The sequence below is a fragment of the Phocicoccus schoeneichii genome (genome assembly GCF_014635565.1).
Lineage (GTDB): Bacteria > Bacillota > Bacilli > Staphylococcales > Salinicoccaceae > Phocicoccus > Phocicoccus schoeneichii.
Genome location: NZ_BMDB01000001.1, coordinates 557,600 through 573,011, shown reverse-complemented (window position 1 = coordinate 573,011; position 15,412 = coordinate 557,600). Strand labels below are relative to the sequence as shown.

At 37.3% G+C, this 15,412-nt stretch carries 16 protein-coding genes; all 16 read left to right on the top strand.

Features of this window, described 5'->3' with window-relative positions:
- The first annotated feature begins 34 nt into the window (after positions 1 to 34).
- The 16 genes from IEU51_RS02995 to IEU51_RS02920 all read left to right on the top strand — a co-directional run bounded on the left by IEU51_RS02995 (position 35) and on the right by IEU51_RS02920 (position 15,385).
- Complete coding sequence (locus IEU51_RS02995) at positions 35 to 274, top strand: acyl carrier protein (protein WP_186087049.1); 240 nt, start codon at positions 35 to 37, stop codon at positions 272 to 274.
- A gap of 92 nt (positions 275 to 366) precedes the next feature.
- The gene (gene rnc, locus IEU51_RS02990; protein ID WP_186087052.1) at positions 367 to 1,122 is read left to right on the top strand and encodes a ribonuclease III; all 756 of its coding nucleotides are present in this window, start codon (positions 367 to 369) and stop codon (positions 1,120 to 1,122) included.
- A gap of 3 nt (positions 1,123 to 1,125) precedes the next feature.
- A complete protein-coding gene (gene smc, locus IEU51_RS02985; protein ID WP_186087054.1) occupies positions 1,126 to 4,689 on the top strand; it encodes a chromosome segregation protein SMC in 3,564 nt (1,187 codons plus the stop codon).
- Positions 4,676 to 5,788, top strand: coding sequence for a signal recognition particle-docking protein FtsY (ftsY, locus tag IEU51_RS02980; RefSeq protein ID WP_186087057.1), 1,113 nt, complete (start codon positions 4,676 to 4,678; stop codon positions 5,786 to 5,788). The genes smc and ftsY overlap by 14 nt, the downstream gene beginning before the upstream one ends.
- The gene (locus IEU51_RS02975) at positions 5,778 to 6,110 is read left to right on the top strand and encodes a putative DNA-binding protein (protein ID WP_186087059.1); all 333 of its coding nucleotides are present in this window, start codon (positions 5,778 to 5,780) and stop codon (positions 6,108 to 6,110) included. The genes ftsY and IEU51_RS02975 overlap by 11 nt, the downstream gene beginning before the upstream one ends.
- Before the next feature lie 12 nt (positions 6,111 to 6,122).
- Positions 6,123 to 7,469 (top strand): signal recognition particle protein, encoded by a 1,347-nt coding sequence (ffh, locus tag IEU51_RS02970; protein WP_186087062.1) that lies wholly within the window; start codon positions 6,123 to 6,125, stop codon positions 7,467 to 7,469.
- Between the two features lie 99 nt (positions 7,470 to 7,568).
- On the top strand, positions 7,569 to 7,844 hold the full coding sequence (gene rpsP, locus IEU51_RS02965) for a 30S ribosomal protein S16 (protein ID WP_186087065.1): 276 nt from the start codon (positions 7,569 to 7,571) through the stop codon (positions 7,842 to 7,844).
- A 2-nt stretch (positions 7,845 to 7,846) separates the two neighbouring features.
- The gene (locus IEU51_RS02960; protein WP_186087068.1) at positions 7,847 to 8,074 is read left to right on the top strand and encodes a KH domain-containing protein; all 228 of its coding nucleotides are present in this window, start codon (positions 7,847 to 7,849) and stop codon (positions 8,072 to 8,074) included.
- A 44-nt stretch (positions 8,075 to 8,118) separates the two neighbouring features.
- The gene (gene rimM / locus IEU51_RS02955) at positions 8,119 to 8,610 is read left to right on the top strand and encodes a ribosome maturation factor RimM (protein ID WP_186087071.1); all 492 of its coding nucleotides are present in this window, start codon (positions 8,119 to 8,121) and stop codon (positions 8,608 to 8,610) included.
- Positions 8,607 to 9,293 (top strand): tRNA (guanosine(37)-N1)-methyltransferase TrmD, encoded by a 687-nt coding sequence (trmD, locus tag IEU51_RS02950; RefSeq protein ID WP_186087074.1) that lies wholly within the window; start codon positions 8,607 to 8,609, stop codon positions 9,291 to 9,293. Before rimM ends, trmD begins: the two co-directional genes overlap by 4 nt.
- A 111-nt stretch (positions 9,294 to 9,404) precedes the next feature.
- Positions 9,405 to 9,752 (top strand): 50S ribosomal protein L19, encoded by a 348-nt coding sequence (rplS, locus tag IEU51_RS02945; RefSeq protein ID WP_186087077.1) that lies wholly within the window; start codon positions 9,405 to 9,407, stop codon positions 9,750 to 9,752.
- 849 nt (positions 9,753 to 10,601) lie between these two features.
- Positions 10,602 to 11,465, top strand: coding sequence for a ribosome biogenesis GTPase YlqF (gene ylqF / locus IEU51_RS02940; protein ID WP_186087080.1), 864 nt, complete (start codon positions 10,602 to 10,604; stop codon positions 11,463 to 11,465).
- Positions 11,455 to 12,210: a ribonuclease HII gene (locus IEU51_RS02935; protein ID WP_186087083.1), complete on the top strand. Its 756-nt coding sequence runs from the start codon at positions 11,455 to 11,457 to the stop codon at positions 12,208 to 12,210. Before ylqF ends, IEU51_RS02935 begins: the two co-directional genes overlap by 11 nt.
- A gap of 137 nt (positions 12,211 to 12,347) precedes the next feature.
- Positions 12,348 to 13,517, top strand: a complete 1,170-nt coding sequence (gene sucC / locus IEU51_RS02930; RefSeq protein WP_186087086.1) for an ADP-forming succinate--CoA ligase subunit beta — start codon at positions 12,348 to 12,350, stop codon at positions 13,515 to 13,517.
- 18 nt (positions 13,518 to 13,535) lie between these two features.
- The gene (sucD, locus tag IEU51_RS02925; protein WP_186087089.1) at positions 13,536 to 14,444 is read left to right on the top strand and encodes a succinate--CoA ligase subunit alpha; all 909 of its coding nucleotides are present in this window, start codon (positions 13,536 to 13,538) and stop codon (positions 14,442 to 14,444) included.
- A gap of 146 nt (positions 14,445 to 14,590) precedes the next feature.
- Positions 14,591 to 15,385 carry a DNA-processing protein DprA gene (locus IEU51_RS02920; RefSeq protein ID WP_186087091.1) on the top strand — a complete coding sequence of 265 codons (795 nt, stop codon included), beginning with the start codon at positions 14,591 to 14,593 and terminating at the stop codon, positions 15,383 to 15,385.
- Positions 15,386 to 15,412: the final 27 nt, after the last annotated feature.

Below are 15,412 nucleotides of genomic sequence, written 5' to 3'. Positions count from 1 at the left end.
TCCATGTGATATCATTGTAAGGAGGTGAAGTGTAATGGCAAATTTTGACAAAGTAAAAGACATTATTGTTGATAAACTTGGTATCGATGAAGATCAAGTAACTAAAGAAGCATCATTTAAAGATGATCTTGGTGCTGACTCTTTAGACATCGCGGAATTAGTAATGGAACTTGAAGACGAGTTCGACATGGAAATTCCTGATGAAGAAGCTGAAAAAATCAACACAGTTGGAGACGCTCTTGATTATATCGAGAAGTTAGAAAACGAAAAATAATTTTTTAAATCCACTTTTCGAAGTGGATTTTTTCTGTTTTAACTATGATGTCTGAAGGGTTTTAGGTAGAATATATAGAGGTGGTGAGAACTATGGAGAATGTAGTAAACAGAATTAAAAATGATGACTATTCTAAGGTCAGAGTAAAAGAATTTATAGAACTATTTTCAATATTCAGCAAAGAAATTAGTTTAGAAGCTAAAAATATTGAATTATATATGCAAGCATTTATGCATAGTTCATTTGTCCATAATCTCGGTGCAGACCGTATTGAATCAAATGAGCGCTTAGAATTTTTAGGAGATGCGGTATTAGAATTGATGGTTTCAGATTTTATCTTTAAGAAATTTGAGACATTGCCAGAAGGCGACTTGACGAAACTTCGTGCAAACATTGTATGTGAACCATCACTTGTAATATTCGCGACAGACTTACACATGGAAAAAATGCTTTTACTCGGACCAGGTGAAGAGAAAACAGGTGGCGCATTAAGACCATCGATTATCTCAGATATGTATGAGGCATTTTTAGGTGCATTGTACCTAGACCAAGGTAGAGATAAAGTGCATGATTTCTTGAATCAATATGTCTTCCCAAAGATTACTTCAAAGAACTATTCAGCTGTTGTGGACTATAAGACTACACTTCAAGAATATGTGCATAAGCACTATAAAGATAGCGTTCGATATATCTTAGTGAACGAAGACGGACCGAGCCATAACAAACGTTTTACACAAGCAGTAGAACACAGAGGCAAAATTATTGGAGAAGGTACGGGAAGTTCTAAAAAAGAAGCAGAACAGATTGCTGCAAAACAGGGACTTTTATACCTAGAGTCTAAGGAGTAAAGAATGGTATTTTTAAAGAATATTGAAGCGAAAGGATTTAAATCTTTTGCTGAAAAAACACGAATTGAATTTAACAAAGGACTGACTGCAGTTGTTGGTCCAAATGGTAGTGGTAAAAGTAATATCATCGATGCCATTCGTTTTGTCTTAGGAGAAACATCCGCACGTACGATTCGCGGTTCTAAAATGGAAGACGTTATTTTTAACGGGACAGTAAAGCGCGGTGCAGAAAACAGTGCGACCGTGACGTTATCTCTAGATAACACAGATGGCATACTACCAGTAGATAAAGACATCGTAAAAGTCACACGTATTTTATATAGAAGTGGCGAAAGTGAATATTACTTAAATGGAGAACGAGTAAGACTCAAAGAGATCACTGAGCTATTTATGGATCAAGGGATCGGTAAAAGTGCCTACAACATCATCTCACAAGGTGAAGTAGACGATATTTTAAATGCAAAACCAGAAGATCGTCGTACAATTATCGAAGAAGCTGCTGGTGTTATAAAGTATAAACATCGTAAGAAAGAGTCAGAACGTAAATTAGAAGATACAAAACAGAACTTAGACCGCGTGCATGATATTATTTCTGAACTTGAAAGTAGAAATCGTCAGTTAGAAATGGAAAGTAAAGTAGCAGAAGAATATCTTGCTCTTATGGAAGAAATGAAATCGAGTGATATCGAGGTCACTGTGTACGACATTGATACGTATATAAAAGAAGAAAACTCTTTAAAAAATCAGTATCAAAATTCTGAGCGTTTATTAGAAGAACGAAAACATCATGTAGCTTTACTCGACGTTGAAATTGAAAATTTAAGAGATAAACGAGAGCGTGTTGCTAGGAAAGAGCGTACGCACAATGAGAAAATTATAAATGAGACGCGTGAATTGGAAGTTGTAAATGGTAAGATTGCTCTCTTTGAAGAACGTAAACACACACGCGGACAACTATCAATGGACCTTTCTATTGAAAAAGAAAATAGGGAATCTCGTTTAGCTGAATCGCGCGCATTATATACGGAAAAACAGAATTTTATTGAAACACTACTTGCAGAAGAAAAAGATATAAAATCTGATATTCAAACCATCCGTAAAAATATTGAACGTTTAACAAGTCAAGATGACGTTTCAGTTGAAGACTTGAAAGATCAATATTACGCATTGATGGTTGAGAAAACCAACTTAGAAAATAAAGAAGCGCATCAAAATGAATCGAAGAATCGAATGGATGCTTCTGAAAAGGAAAAACGAGAAAGAAAAGAAGCACTCGGATCAGAACTCAGTGAAATGAAGAGAAAAATCAAAGCTTTAGAAGAAACTGAAGCAGCTTCAAGTCGTACATTAAATGAGGCACGTGACGTATATCGCGAGCTAAAATCACGATATGATGAGACAAATGCTGAATACGACAGACTGAGTGAAAATTATCAGAAAGCAGAGAATCTGATCAGACAAGAATCTTCAAGACTCGATGTCTTAATCAACTTGCAAGAGAATTTCCAAGGATACTATCCGGGTGTCCGTACAGTTCTTAAAAATAAGAACAAACTAAATGGAATTATTGGTGCAGTTGGTGAACTCATTAATATCGATGAAAAATATGTAACTGCGCTCGATACAGCACTCGGAGCTGGTAGTCAAAATATTGTTGTGGAGACAGATCAGGATGCAAAGCATGCAATCCAGTTCTTAAAGAAAGAACGTCACGGATTTGCGACATTCTTGCCACTTTCAACAATTGTAGAAAGACACTTAACGAATGATATAAAAAATATTTTAAATCGTTCTACCGTCGACCATAAAATTCTTTCAAGTATTGTTAAGGTAGATAAAAACCTGACTAGACTTGTGAACCACTTAATCAATACAACGATAGTCGTTGATAATCTAGACGACGGAGTAAAGCTAGCGAAAGAAATTTCTTATCGTGCAAGAATTGTTACGCTAGAAGGTGATACGATTACGACAGGTGGTGCGATGAGTGGTGGTTCGAAAACGCGCCAAAACTCAGTGCTTAAAATGAAACAGGATGTTGAACAAGGAAAAGAAAAACTTGCTTCATACAAAAAAAGCACAAAAGAACTGTCTAATAAATTAGATGCATTCAAAGAGACGATAGCAGATCTCACTGTTGAACTTAAGAAACAAGAAACGCATGGATCCAAAACAAGTGAAGAGAATGAAGAAATTAATCGTGAACTCGAACGTCTAAGATATTCATACAGTTTAAAAAATGAGACGTTTGAATCACTTGTGTCTGAACTTCAGTCACTCAATCATTCAAGTGGTTTTGAAGACTTTACAACACTCATTAAAGAAAAAGAACAAGAGATTAGTGAGTTAAGTAACGAGATTGCACTTCTTTCAGATAAGACATCTAACCAAGAGGAACGTTTATTAAGTGAGAAAGAAGCATTGCATTTAAAGCGTCGTGACTTATCAAAACTCGAAACAACTCAGAACTATGAAAAAGAGCGACTTCTTTCAATCGAAAATACAATAGAAGAATTAGTGTCAGAAATAAGTTCTTTAGACGAGCGCATTAAGATGACTGAGAATGAAAACATCGCACTAGACATTGATGAGTTATTAAAAGATAAAGACAGACTATCACTCAATTTAAACTCACTTTCTGAGCTGACAGAATCTCTCGAAAAAGAACTCACAGAATTAAGTACATCATATAAAGAAAGTATTGAACTTAGACAAAGCCATTTAGATGATATTGAAAATCTTCAAATTGAACTTAGAGAAATTCACGGTAAGAGAGAAAAAATATCCACTCATCTTAGTCAAAGAATTGACTATTTAAGTGAGACGTATCAACTCACATTCGAACGTGCAAAAGAACTCTATAGTAATTTTGAAAATATCGAAGAAAAAAGACAACGTATTTCTTTAAATAAGCGTAGTATAGAAGAGTTAGGAAACGTGAACCTCGGTGCTATCGATGAGTACAAAGTTATAAATGAACGTTACACGTATTTAAAAGAGCAAGAGGATGATTTGTTAGAAGCGAGACATACATTGCTTTCTGTCATTGATCAGATGGACAAAGAAGTAACAGAACGTTTCAAAGAGACACTCGAATCCGTGAGTACACAGTTTACTGAAGTGTTTAAAGAAATGTTTGGTGGTGGTTATGCCGAACTAAAACTCATTGACGATGGAGATTATTTAAACTCAGGCCTTGATATCATCGCACAACCTCCAGGTAAGAAACTGACGCAGATGTCACTCATGAGTGGAGGAGAGCGTGCTTTAACAGCAATCAGTCTTCTATTCAGTGTGCTGAGAGTAAAAAACAGTCCATTTATCATACTCGATGAAGTAGAAGCGGCACTCGATGAATCCAATGTTATTCGATATGCGGAGTACTTACGAGGATTATCTAGAAAGACACAATTCATTGTCATTACCCATAGGAAAGGTACAATGGAAAAGAGTGATCGACTCTTCGGAGTGACTATGCAAGAACGTGGTATTTCTGAGTTAATTAGTGTAGACCTTAAGAATTATGTAGAACCTAGTGAAGGAGAAGTAAATAATGAGCTTGTTTAATCGTTTGAAAAGAAAGTTTTCTGGTAAGCATTCCGATGAAGAAATAGAGAAAAAAGAGAGTGAAGAACTCAGCAATGAGCTAGATGATGGTCTGATTTCCATAGAAGAGTTTGAAGAATGGGAACAAGAACAGATCGGTTATAAATTCCGAATGGGTCTTGAAAAATCTCGTGAGAGATTCCAAGTACAAATCAATCAACTTATGGCGACGTATCGTACAGTAGACGAGGATTTCTTCGAAGCGTTAGAAGAAGTACTAATTAGCGCAGATGTTGGCTTCAATACTGTAATGGAATTAACAGATGAACTACGTGATTACGCGAAATTAAAAAATATCACTGAGACTGCAGATTTAAAAGAAGTCATTGTAGAAAAAATGATTGAGATTTATGAAAGAAACAATCATATTTCAGAAGAAATGAACATGCAAGAGGATCTCACAGTTATTCTTGTTGTGGGTGTGAACGGGGTAGGTAAAACAACTTCTATTGGTAAGCTCGCTCATCGTTACGTTAAAGAAGGTAAGAGTGTAATGCTTGCAGCGGGTGACACATTCCGTGCAGGTGCGATTAACCAACTTCAAGTTTGGGGAGACCGAGTTGGTGCAGATGTCATCAAACAATCAGAAGGATCTGACCCAGCTGCAGTTGTATTCGATGCAGTCAATGCAGCGAAACGTCGCGGAACGGATGTGTTAATCTGTGACACGGCAGGACGTCTGCAAAATAAAGGTAACCTTATGAAAGAGCTAGAGAAAATTAAAAATGTCATCAAAAAAGTAGACGAAAATGCTCCGCACGAAGTATTATTAGTTCTCGATGCTACGACAGGTCAGAACGCTCTTAGCCAAGCGAAAGCATTTAACGACGTGACTGAAATTACTGGTATTGTTTTAACAAAACTCGATGGTACAGCAAAAGGGGGTATCGTGCTTGCAATTAAGAACGAGCTCGGTATTCCAGTTAAGTTTGTTGGACTTGGTGAGAAAATCGATGACCTAGAAGTATTCAGTGCAGAGAACTATGTATATGGACTCTTCTCAGACATGATCGCTGAAGCAAGTGATGATGAAAAGAGTGAAAATGTAGATGACAAATGATTTAGAACGCACAATGCGGATGAATTATCTCTATGATTTTTACCATAGTCTTCTCACTGAAAAACAGCAAAGATATGTAGAGATGTATTATCTAGAAGATTTACAACTCACTGAGATTGCTGAAAACTTAGACGTGACGAGACAAGCTGTGTATGATAATTTAAAACGTACATCAGAACTCTTAGAACACTACGAGAAAAACCTTTCGATGTATAAAAACTATCTACATCGTGTACAATTATTAGAGACACTTAAAGAGAAACTTGGTGAAGTCCCAAGTGACATAGAGAAAATACTCTTAGAACTTGAAGAGTTAGATTAGGGAGGCTATATAATGGCTTTTGAAGGATTAGGTGGACGCTTACAAGACATTATGGACCGCATTAAAGGTAAGGGTAAGGTCACAGAACAAGACATTAAAGAAATGATGCGTGAAGTGCGTCTTGCCTTACTTGAAGCGGATGTAAACTTTAAAGTAGTACGTCAGTTCATCAAAGATGTATCTGAACGTGCAAACGGTGCAGACGTTATGAAGAGTCTGACACCAGGACAGCAAGTCATTAAAATTGTTCAAGAAGAACTGACAAGTTTAATGGGTGGAGAAAACTCAAAAATCAATATGAGTCAAAAACCACCAACAGTAATCATGATGGTAGGTTTACAAGGTGCAGGTAAAACAACAACTGCAGGTAAACTCGCGTTACTTTTACGTAAATCATACAATAAGAAACCAATGCTGATTGCAGGTGACATCTACCGTCCAGCGGCAATCGATCAGTTAGAAACAATCGGTAAGCAACTCGACATCCCCGTATACTCAATGGGAGATAAAGAGCGTGTGGAAACAATTGTTGAGAATGGTCTAAAATATGCACGTGAAAACCATCTCGACACTGTAATTATTGATACAGCAGGTCGTCTGCACATTGATGAAGATTTAATGAACGAGTTAAAAAATGTTAAAGAAATCGCAAAACCAAACGAAATCATGCTCGTTGTAGACTCTATGACAGGACAAGATGCAGTGAACGTTGCAGAAAGCTTTAACAACTTACTCGATATCACAGGTGTGACACTGACTAAATTAGACGGTGACACTCGTGGTGGTGCAGCACTTTCAATTCGTTCTGTAACAGAAAAACCAATTAAATTTATTGGGGTTTCTGAGAAGATGGACGGTCTAGAAGCGTTCCACCCAGAACGCATGGCAAGCCGTATTTTAGGTATGGGTGATATTTTATCTATTATCGAAAAAGCGCAAATGAATGTGGACTTAGAAGATCAAGCTGAACTTGAACAAAAACTCAAAGAGAATACATTTACGCTCGATGATTTCTTAGCACAAATGGATCAGGTGAAGACGTTAGGACCTCTTGACGAACTCATCAAAATGATGCCTGGAGCAAACAAAATCAAAGGTCTCGATAAAGTTAAAATGAATGGTAAAGAGATCGATCACGTTCAAGCAATCATTCGTTCTATGACGATGGAAGAGCGTGAGAAACCAGAGAAGCTCAACATCTCAAGAAAGCGTAGAATCGCAGCAGGAAGTGGACGATCCCTCCAAGAAGTGAACCGTTTACTGAAACAATTTAACGAAATGAAGAAGATGATGAAGCAATTTACAAATGGTAAAGGTAAGAAGAAAAACCCATTCGGTGGGATGGGACTACCATTTTAAAAATAAATTGAACTTGTAAAGGGAAAGGCCTTTACAAGTTCTTTTTCATCTGGTATAGTTATTAAAGTAAAAATGAATATTAGAGAGGAGTTCATATAAATGGCAACAAAAATTAGATTAACTCGTATGGGTTCTAAAAGAAATCCTTTCTACCGTATCGTAGTTGCAGATTCACGCAGCCCAAGAGATGGTAGAATTATTGAGCAAATTGGTTCATATGACCCAGTTACTAAAAACGAAGATAACGTTGTTTTAAACGAAGAAAAAGCGCTTGAGTGGTTAAGAAATGGTGCGAAACCATCTGACACTGTACGTAACATCTTCAGTAAACAAGGTCTTATGGAGAAATTCCATAACGAAAAATTCGGTAAATAATTATGAAACAACTACTACAAACAATTCTTGAACCGATGCTAGAGCATCCGGAGAGTTTGACTCTTTCGGTGGAAGAGACGCCAAGTAAAGTGGTCTATCATATCGATGCACACGAAAGTGATATCGGTAGAATTATTGGCAGACGTGGACGTATGATCAAAGCAGTACGCACAATTATGTCTAGCTCAAATAATGATCACAAAAAGAGAGTGTTTGTCGATGTAGACTAAAAACACATCACTTTGTGATGTGTTTTTTTATTGAGGTGATTGAGATGAAAATTGTTATTGGAGATTTGGTGAATTTCCATGGAATTAAAGGCGAAGTAAAAGTCTTAAGCGATTCAGACTTTGCAGAAATTCGCTTTAAACCCGGTAATGTAGTAGAAATAAACAACACAGAATATACGATTAGTGGGTACAGAACGCATAAAGGATTCCACATGTTAACTTTTGAAGGTGTAACAAACATCAATGAAGTAGAAGATCTAAAAGGAAAACCAGTTTATGGTGAAGTGAGTGAAGAGGAAGAACTTGCTGAAGGTGAGTACCATTACAAAGATATCATCGGACTAGAAGCACAATTACTAGAAACTGGAGAAGTTTTAGGGAAAGTAGTTAATATCGTTGAAACTGGAGCTAAGGATGTCTTCGTAATCAAAGGGAAGAAAGAGATTATGATTCCATTTGTTGAGGAGTTTATCCCAGTAGTCGATTTAGAAAAAGGAATCATTCAGATCACTCCGATTGAAGGGATGATTGAATGAACATCCATTACTTAACATTATTTCCAGAGATGTATGACGGAGTGCTCAACCAATCCATTTTAAAGCGTGCAAAAGAAAAGGGGATCGTAAACTATCATACGGTAAACTTTAGAGACTATGCAGAAAATAAGCACAATCAAGTCGACGATTATCCATACGGTGGAGGTGCAGGAATGGTTTTAAAACCAGAACCTGTGTACAACGCCATGGATGAGATTAATACTCGAAATGCGCGTGTCTTATTAATGTGTCCATCAGGTCGTCCGTTCGATCAGAAGTTCGCTGAAGAGTTGTCTAAAGAAGAGACGATTGTCTTTATCAACGGACACTATGAAGGCTATGACGAGCGTATTAGAAATCTTGCGACAGATGAGGTCTCAATTGGAGACTATGTGCTGACAGGTGGAGAGCTCGCATCTATGACAATGACAGATGCGATCGTGCGTTTAATCCCTGGAGTGATTGAAGAAGAAAGTCATATGGATGACAGTTTCTCGACAGGTCTGCTCGAGTACCCACATTATACACGCCCGAGAGAATATCGTGGTATGAAAGTGCCGGATGTACTGCTCAGTGGAAATCATAAATTGATTGAAGAATGGAGACAAGAACAGTCTCTTAAGAAAACTAAAGAACGTCGCCCAGACTTACTCGAAAATTTTGATAAAAACAATAAAAAATAAGTTGAATAAGAGCGCGTGTTGTGCTATTATAATACGAGTGCACATGCATATATATCACAATAATCCGCTGCATGAAATTTGCAAGATAATTGGAAGAAGAGGAGAATTATTATGTCACAACAATTATTAAATGACATTACTAAAGATCAGTTACGCACTGATATTCCAGAATTCAAAGCTGGAGACTCAGTTAAAGTTCACGTACGTATCGTTGAAGGATCACGTGAAAGAATTCAGATCTTCGAAGGTGTTGTAATCAAACGCCGTGGTGGAGGCATTTCTGAAACATTCACAGTAAGAAAAATTTCTTACGGTGTAGGTGTAGAACGTACATTCCCAGTACACACACCAAAAATCGATAAAATTGAAGTTACACGTAAAGGACGCGTACGTCGTGCTAAACTTTACTACTTACGTAAATTACGTGGTAAAGCAGCACGTATTAGAGAAATCCGCTAATTTAAAGAAACTCGAGACTCATGTCTCGAGTTTTTTTGTATTTTGGTGGAAGTGTGAGCAGTTATGGTGTGTGGTGTTTATCATATGAGTGGAATTGAACAAATCGACATGTGGCTTGCTGCGAATCGGTATTAGACGTGACGATTAAGAGCTAAACGTCTTGCGGTTTTCTGGGAATGGGAATTAGACATGACGATTAAGAGCTAATCATGTCGTGACTTTCCTTGAACACAGATTCCACGACTCGAATAAGAGCTAATCATGTCGTGGTTTTCTTCGAACTCAGATTCCACGACTCAAATAAGAGCTAATCATGACGTGACTTTCCTCGAACTCAGATTCCACGACTCGAATAAGAGCTAATCATGTCGTGGTTTTCCTCGAACTCAGATTCCACGACTCAAATATGAGCTAATCATGTCGTGGTTTTCCTCGAACTCAGATTTCGCGACTCGATTATAAGTTAAAAAAGTCGTGGTTCTCCTCGAACTCAGATTCCACGACTCGATTATGAGTAACGTACATCTGGTTAGCTGGTATTTATCGTTTTAAGGATAATAGGAACATGTAAACTGAAGTTTTTAAGTATATGTAGAATTCTGATCGCTAATAGGACATGAAATTTCTATTTCTAAGATTACGTGTATCATTTCATACGATAGTACCACATGTAAATTAATTTTCTAAAATTACATGTCTCATTCCACCAAAAATTATTTACGAAGCTTATCACTATACAATCCTAAGTACTATTTTTTATCTCCAAAACTCACGTTCGAAGCGCACGACCTATTTTCTAATACCCACAAAAATATGGTAAAATAAGATAATTATTATAGAGGTGAGATTATGACGATTAACTGGTTTCCTGGTCACATGGCCAAGGCGCGTCGTGAAATTGAGAGCAATTTAAAAAAAGTTGATGTGGTCATCGAGATTACGGATGCGAGAATCCCATATTCGAGTAAGAATCCGATGATGGATAAGATTGTACAAAATAAACCGAGAATCGTTGTTTTAAATAAAATGGATTTAGCGGATCCGAAGGAGACGAACAGGTGGATCACCAAGCTGAAAGAATTGGGTGTTTATCCGATCGCACTAAATTCTCGTGAGACGAATATCTTAAAGAAAATTGAGCCGATCGCTCGTGAAGCGACTCAAGATATTTTTGATAGAATGCTTGCGCGCGGTATTAAACCACGTCCAATTCGTGCGATGATTGTCGGTATTCCTAACGTGGGTAAGTCGACATTTATCAACAGTATGGCGCGTAGAAAGTCTGCAAAAACGGGTAACACACCTGGGGTCACTAAGACGCAGCAATGGATTAAAGCAGGCTCGATCATTGAACTTCTAGATACTCCGGGTGTGCTTTGGCCAAAGTTTGAGGATCAGACGGTTGGTTTAAAACTTTCGCTGACAGGCGCTATCAAAGACACGGTTGTTCCTCTCGATGAGGTTGCGATTTATGGCATCAATTATTTAATTGTAGAAGATAAAGACACGTTTGACTCATTTTACAAAATTAACAATTATGATGAGACAGATGTCCTATCAATTTATGACGCAATTGGTATAAGCCGTGGCATGAAATTACGAGGAAATGAAATTGACTATGAAGCTGTCACAAATCGCGTGATTCATGATATTCGTAACGGTACAATTGGTAGATATACATTCGACAAGGTAGAGATTTTAGATGAAGATTAGTGAAGTTAAAGCATTTCTAGAAACAATAAATAATATTAATGAATACAATGCGCTCGCACTCCACAGTGACGAGCGTGTTGGCGTTCAAAAACTACTTAAACAAAAGTTCAACTTACTTCAAAAAGATCTGCTGCTAGTAGAGAAGTACAAAGAAATGAACTATTACGAAAATAGCTTCGATACATCTGTCATCGCTGGTATCGACGAAGTCGGGCGTGGTCCACTTGCTGGTGAAGTCGTTGCAGCTGCAGTAATTTTAAAAGATAAAATCATCGGGCTCGATGATTCCAAAAAACTCAGTGAAAAAAAACGTAACGAGTTATATTGCAAAATTATCGAAACATGTGATTACGGTATCGGAATCGCTACAGTAGATGAAATTGACACATTAAATATTTACGAAGCAACAAAGGTTGCAATGAAACGTGCAGTAGACTCACTAGAATCAAAGCCAGACCATCTTTTAATAGACGCCATGACACTTAACATTGGGATCCCTGAAACTAAAATCATTAAAGGGGACAGCGTCTCAAATTCAATTGCAGCAGCATCCATTGTCGCGAAAGTTTTTAGGGATGAACGCATGAAAAACTACGCAAAAAAATATCCTGGATATGGCTTTGAAAAAAATAGTGGTTATGGTACAAAAGAACATTTAGAAGGAATCAATCAACATGGTGTCACAGAAATACACAGAAAATCATTCCAACCTATCAAAGATATCTTATCAAAACGATCAGAATAAATTTTTACTTATGATGTATGAGACTCATTTTCTATCAAGATTCAACTAGAATTTAGTGGCGTTTGGTTTACTTTATCACTAGTCTTTTTTATAATTAGTATTGAAAGCAATATCATACAACCTTTAGGAGGCAAACCATGAATATTCATGAGTATCAAGGGAAACAAATTTTCCGCGATGCTGGTATCAACGTACCAAATGGTCATGTTGCATTAACACCAGATGAAGCGGTAGAAGTAGCAAAAACATTAAACAGTGAGGTATATGTAGTCAAAGCCCAAATCCACGCAGGTGGGCGTGGTAAAGCTGGCGGAGTTAAAATCGCTAAAAGCTACGATGAAGTGCGCGCATACGCAGAAGAACTCTTAGGTTCTACACTCATCACTCACCAAAATGGTCCAGATGGAACAGAAGTACGTCGTCTTCTAATCGAAGAAGGTTGCGATATTAAAGATGAATACTATATCAGCTTTGTTGTAGACAGAGCTACAAATAGAGTAGTACTTATGGGATCTGAAGAAGGTGGAATGGACATTGAAGAAGTGGCTGAAAAGACACCTGAAAAAATCTTCAAAGAAGTCGTAGACCTAGCAACTGGTCTCTTACCATTCCAAGCAAGACGTCTTGCATTCAACATTAATATTCCGACAGAACTCGTAAACAAAGCTGCAAAATTATTCTTACAACTATACGATGTATTCGTAACTAAAGATTGCTCTATCGTTGAAATTAACCCACTAGTTACAACTGGTGACGGAGATGTTATGGCGCTTGATGCGAAACTTAACTTTGACTCAAACGCACTATACCGTCAAAAAGACGTTGTAGAACTACGTGACTTTGACGAAGAGGATCCAAAAGAAATCGAAGCATCTAAATTTGATTTATCTTACATTGCATTAGATGGAAACATCGGTTGTATGGTAAACGGTGCCGGACTTGCTATGGCAACAATGGACACAATTAACCACTTCGGCGGTAAGCCTGCAAACTTCCTTGACGTGGGAGGCGGCGCAACTGCTGAGAAAGTTACAGAAGCATTCAAATTAATCTTAAGTGATGAGAATGTTAAAGGTATTTTCGTTAATATTTTCGGAGGAATCATGCGTTGTGATGTAATCGCTGAAGGTGTAGTAGAAGCTGTTCATAATGTAGGACTTGAAATTCCATTAGTTGTACGTCTTGAAGGTACAAACGTAGATAGAGGTAAAGAAATTTTACGTGAATCAGGTCTCGCAATCACACCAGCAAGCACGATGGCTGAAGGTGCACAAAAAATCATTGCTTTAGTAGACGAAAGCAAATAAGAAGGGGTTACAAAAACAATGGCTGTATTTGTAGATAAAGACACAAAAGTAATTGTACAAGGAATCACTGGTTCTACTGCGTTATTCCATACAAAGCAAATGCTTGAGTACGGAACTAAAATTGTAGCAGGAGTAACACCTGGTAAGGGTGGCCAAGAAGTTGAAGGCGTACCAGTATTCAACACTGTAGAAGAAGCAAAAGAAAAAACAGGTGCAACAGTATCAGTAGTATACGTTCCAGCACCATTTGCTGCTGACTCAATCATGGAAGCTGCTGATGCAGAACTAGAACTAGTTATCTGTATTACAGAGCACATTCCAGTACTTGATATGGTGAAGGTTGTTAAATATTTAGAAGATAAAAACACGCGCCTAGTAGGACCAAACTGTCCTGGTATCATCACTGCAGATGAAACTAAGATCGGTATCATGCCTGGATATATTCACAAAAAAGGTCACGTAGGTGTAGTAAGCCGTTCTGGTACATTAACTTACGAAGCAGTTCACCAATTAACTGAAGAAGGTATTGGTCAAACAACTGCTGTAGGTATTGGTGGGGACCCAGTAAACGGAACTGACTTCATCGATGTATTAAAAGCATTCAACGAAGATCCAGAAACACTCGCAGTAGTGATGATTGGTGAAATTGGTGGTACGGCAGAAGAAGAAGCTGCTGCATGGGTTAAAGAACACATGACTAAACCTGTTGTTGGATTCATCGGTGGGCAAACAGCACCTCCAGGAAAACGTATGGGCCACGCTGGTGCGATCATCTCAGGTGGTAAAGGAACTGCTGCAGAAAAAATTAAAGCACTTAATGAAGCTGGAATCGAAACTGCAGACACACCATCTGTAATCGGTGAAACTTTAATTAACCGTATTAAAAAAGAAGACGGTTTATATGAAAAATGCTTAACTGTAAAATAATAGTAATAAATTGAATCGAATTCACGATTTAACACGTTAGAGTGAAAAAAATCTAACGTGTTTTTCGTGTTTCATTAAAAAAACTGTATCCAATATGTAAACGCACGCGAGTACATTCTTTCTTATAATATGGGTGGAGGTATAATATGAAAGAACTTAAATACAGTTTTGCTCACATCACAGCGAAAGAATATAAGAATCTTGGAGATCCTAATGAAACGCTCTATAAAAAGTTAAGAATAGCTGAACAGTTAGACACAGATAAAATATTAGATGGGTTAAACAAAAATGGCATATCATTTATCACAATCAATGATCCAGAGTATCCGTCATTATTAAAAGAAACCTATGACCCACCATATCTCCTTTATTACAAAGGAGATATATCTCTTCTTAAAAAACAATCATTTGCTATCGTCGGCAGTAGAAAGGCGGCGACCTACACTAAAGCTGCATTAAAACAAATCATTCCCTATCTAAAAGACTATTGTATTATCTCAGGACTTGCATACGGTGCAGATGATATTGCACATAGAATCGCAATTGATAATAATATACCAACAATTGGTGTCTTAGGTTTTGGTCATAACACACATTATCCAAAGACTACGGAACAAACGAGAAATATAATAGAAGAAAAATATTTAACAATCAGTGAATTTCCACCAAATTCACAGATAGAAAGATGGAAGTTTGTAAGTCGTAATCGGTTAATTGCAGGAATTGCTGTTGGCACGCTCGTCACTGAAGCGGAAATTAAGAGTGGTAGTCTGATCACCTTAGAGATGGCTATGGATGAAAATAGACATACTTTTTGTCTTCCGGGTAATATGACATCACAGTTGAGCATTGGTACAAACTTAAGAATCCAAGAAGGAAGCATACCTGTTGTTTTTCCTGAAGATATTACTACAATTTTGAATGAATCTAAAATTATTTGATACGAAAAGTTTGACATTATTCTTTTG

Bases quoted from the DNA above. Each gene is read 5' to 3' on its own strand.
- rimM (WP_186087071.1), top strand. From the start codon at position 8,119: ATGAAAATTGTTATTGGAGATTTGGTGAATTTCCATGGAATTAAAGGC.
- ftsY (WP_186087057.1), top strand. From the start codon at position 4,676: ATGAGCTTGTTTAATCGTTTGAAAAGAAAGTTTTCTGGTAAGCATTCC.
- IEU51_RS02975 (WP_186087059.1), top strand. From the start codon at position 5,778: ATGACAAATGATTTAGAACGCACAATGCGGATGAATTATCTCTATGAT.
- sucC (WP_186087086.1), top strand. From the start codon at position 12,348: ATGAATATTCATGAGTATCAAGGGAAACAAATTTTCCGCGATGCTGGT.
- rnc (WP_186087052.1), top strand. From the start codon at position 367: ATGGAGAATGTAGTAAACAGAATTAAAAATGATGACTATTCTAAGGTC.
- rplS (WP_186087077.1), top strand. From the start codon at position 9,405: ATGTCACAACAATTATTAAATGACATTACTAAAGATCAGTTACGCACT.
- IEU51_RS02935 (WP_186087083.1), top strand. From the start codon at position 11,455: ATGAAGATTAGTGAAGTTAAAGCATTTCTAGAAACAATAAATAATATT.
- IEU51_RS02960 (WP_186087068.1), top strand. From the start codon at position 7,847: ATGAAACAACTACTACAAACAATTCTTGAACCGATGCTAGAGCATCCG.
- IEU51_RS02995 (WP_186087049.1), top strand. From the start codon at position 35: ATGGCAAATTTTGACAAAGTAAAAGACATTATTGTTGATAAACTTGGT.
- ffh (WP_186087062.1), top strand. From the start codon at position 6,123: ATGGCTTTTGAAGGATTAGGTGGACGCTTACAAGACATTATGGACCGC.
- IEU51_RS02920 (WP_186087091.1), top strand. From the start codon at position 14,591: ATGAAAGAACTTAAATACAGTTTTGCTCACATCACAGCGAAAGAATAT.
- rpsP (WP_186087065.1), top strand. From the start codon at position 7,569: ATGGCAACAAAAATTAGATTAACTCGTATGGGTTCTAAAAGAAATCCT.
- sucD (WP_186087089.1), top strand. From the start codon at position 13,536: ATGGCTGTATTTGTAGATAAAGACACAAAAGTAATTGTACAAGGAATC.
- trmD (WP_186087074.1), top strand. From the start codon at position 8,607: ATGAACATCCATTACTTAACATTATTTCCAGAGATGTATGACGGAGTG.
- smc (WP_186087054.1), top strand. From the start codon at position 1,126: ATGGTATTTTTAAAGAATATTGAAGCGAAAGGATTTAAATCTTTTGCT.
- ylqF (WP_186087080.1), top strand. From the start codon at position 10,602: ATGACGATTAACTGGTTTCCTGGTCACATGGCCAAGGCGCGTCGTGAA.